The sequence below is a fragment of the Pseudonocardia sp. SID8383 genome (assembly GCF_009864975.1).
Taxonomy (GTDB): domain Bacteria; phylum Actinomycetota; class Actinomycetes; order Mycobacteriales; family Pseudonocardiaceae; genus Pseudonocardia; species Pseudonocardia alni.
In genome coordinates, this window is sequence record NZ_WWFY01001057.1 from 1 (window position 1) to 2,758 (window position 2,758).

Sequence of the window (2,758 nt, forward strand, 5' to 3'; positions counted from 1 at the left end):
GCCAGCAGCGCGGTCAGCCGGGCGGAGCCGCCGCGCGGGGCACGGACGAGGCCGGTGGTGCGCAGGGCGTCGTCGAGCTGCTGCAGCAGGGCGGTCCCGGCCGTCCCCGGTTCGACGACGGCCTCGGTCCAGCTCTCGACGGTCGCGGACCCGCCCAGCGTCGCGACGTCGACCTGCTCGCGGGTCAGGGTGGCCAGGTCGCGCCCGGCGCCGTCGCGCATCCTGCTGACGGTGCGGGTGACGTGCACCCGGCCCACCGGCACCAGCGGCGCGTCGCCGCGAACCCGGCGGACGAGCGCGTCGATGCCGTCGGGGACCGACCGGTCGGCGACGCCCTCGACCTCGCTGCCGGACAGCGGGACGCGCAGGTCGTCGTCGGGGCCGGCGTCGGGCAGCCGCAGCACCCAGGTCGAGCCGGGCGCCACCACCGAGGCCCGGTCGGGCACCACGTGCTCGACGACGAGCTCGATGCCCGCGGAGAACAGCCGCAGGTCGGCGGTGTCGAGGCGTTCGACCTCGCGGACCTCGGCCGCCACCACCGGCACCACCTCGTGCACGCCGTCCACGCCGGACAGCCGCGGCGCACCGGTGTGCGCCGGACCCCGGTAGGTCAGGGCGAGCGCGGACGGGACCAGGGCCGGGTCGGTCGTACTCATCCTCCGGAGTTCCCCGGTACGGGGACGATCACGCGCGGCCATCCGGGCGATGCGGCCGGTTCAGACGGCCTTGCCCGGGTTCAGGATGCCGTCCGGGTCGAGGGCCGCCTTCACCGCCCGCTGCAGGGCGAGCACCTCCGGGCCGAGCTCGCGCTCCATCCCGTCGCGCTTGAGCAGGCCGACGCCGTGCTCGCCGGTGACCGTCCCGCCCAGCTCGACGGCCGCGCCGATGATCTCGTCGAACGCGGCGCGGGTGCGGTCCCGGGCGTCCGGGTCGTCGTGCGGGGTGAGCATCAGCGGGTGCAGGTTCCCGTCGCCGGCGTGCGCGACGGTCGCGATCCGGACCCCGCGGCGACGGCCGATGTCCTCGATCCGGGCGAGCATCTCGGCCATCCGCGGCCGGGGGACGCAGACGTCCTCGGTCAGCATCCCCATCCCGAGCTGCTCCAGCGCCGGGTAGGCCATCCGGCGGGCGGCGAACAGCGCCTCGGACTCGGTCTCGTCGGTCGAGGCCATCGCCTCGGTCGCCCCGTGCGCGGTGAACGCGGCCAGGATCGCGTCGGCCTCGGCCTGTGCGGCGGGCTCGGGCAGGTCGGTCTGGGCGATCAGCAGCGCCGCGGCACCGGTCGGCAGGCCCGCGTTGCGCCACGCGTTGACCGCGGCCAGGCACTCCCGGTCGACCAGCTCGAACACCGCGGGCTGCAGCCCCTGTTCGGTGACGGCGGCGACCGCGGCCCCGCAGTCGGCGAGGGAGTCGAAGAACCCGACGACGGTGCGCGGTGCGGCCGGGCGGGCCGGGCGCAGCTTCACGGTGATCTCGGTGATGATCCCGAGCGTCCCCTCCGAGCCGACCATCAGACCGGCGAGGTCGTAGCCGACGACCCCCTTCGCGGTGCGCCGCCCGAGCCGCACGACCTCACCGGTGGCGGTGACGACCTCGAGGGCGAGCACGTAGTCGCGGGTGACGCCGTACTTCACGCAGCACAGCCCGCCCGCGTTGGTCGCGACGTTGCCGCCGATCGTCGACCAGGGCGCCGACGCCGGGTCCGGCGGGTACCAGAGGCCCTGCTCCGCGCAGGCGGCCCGCAGGTCGTCGTTGACCACCCCCGGTTCGACGACGGCGAGCCTCTCCCCCGCCGAGATCTCCCGGATCGCGGTCATCCGTTCCAGGCTGACCAGGACACAGCCGTCGACCGCGTTCGCCCCGCCGGACAGCCCGGTGCCCGCGCCCCGCGCGACGACCGGGACCCGGTGGGCCGCACAGGCCCGCACGGTCGCGGCGACGTCGGCGGTGGTCCGTGCCCGCACCACGCAGAGCGGCGTTCCGTACTCGGCCCACTCGGCCTCGTCGTGGACGTAGGGGCGCACGACATCGGGGTCGGTGAGGACCCGGTCGGCGTCGAGCGCGGCGGCCAGCTCGGCGAGCACCGCGCGCCCGGCGGCGTCCGGGCCGGAGGCGTCGAGCTCCGCGGGCACGGTGGACCCGCCGAACGGCCGTCCCTCCGGTTCGACGACGACGGGGGCGGCAGCGGTGGCGCGGTCGGGCATGCCCACGACGGTAGGTCGCCGACACCGACGCGGCCAGGGCTCAGCGACCCAGGCGTCCCGCGAGCTCCCCGGCCAGCTCCAGCCCGGACAGCCAGGCCGTCTGCACCCGGGACCGGCCCCAGCCGTCCCCGGCCAGGGCGACGCCGTCGTCGTCGAGGTGGAAGGTCTGCTCCCGCGTGCCGGCGGGGGAGGCGAAGCGCCAGCGGTGCACGTGCGTCCAGTCCGGCTCGGCGGTGATGCCCAGCAGCTCCCGGACGGCGGCGGTCATCGCGGGCACCGCGCCGGCGGGGTCGGGGTCGTGGGCGCGGGCGAGGTCGCCGGTGGAGTGCGCGACGAGTACCGGGGCGTCGTCGCCGCGGCGGTCGCCGTCGTCGGCGACGAGGGACAGGACGGGGTGGTCGTTGACGAACGCGGCGGGCAGCCGCGGCCAGTCCCGCGCGGCGAACCCGGCGGTCAGGGCGAGCACCGGGTTCCACTCCCGCCCGGCGACCGCGGCGCCCGCGGGGGTGTCCGGGTCGAGCAGCCAGGCGGCCTGCGGGTCGGGCATCGCCAGC

Annotated in this window: 2 protein-coding genes and 1 pseudogene; all 3 read right to left on the reverse strand. The window is 76.8% G+C overall.

Annotated elements, in window-relative coordinates:
- Window positions 1–656 (reverse strand): hypothetical protein (locus GTW08_RS25610; RefSeq protein ID WP_202417683.1); only part of this gene is annotated, 656 nt, incomplete at its 3' end.
- 60 nt (window positions 657–716) lie between these two features.
- Window positions 717–2,204, reverse strand: a complete 1,488-nt coding sequence (locus tag GTW08_RS25615) for an FAD-binding oxidoreductase (protein WP_161152645.1) — start codon at window positions 2,202–2,204, stop codon at window positions 717–719.
- Between the two features lie 40 nt (window positions 2,205–2,244).
- Window positions 2,245–2,758: pseudogene (locus GTW08_RS25620) on the reverse strand (NAD/FAD-dependent oxidoreductase); the annotation flags it as partial.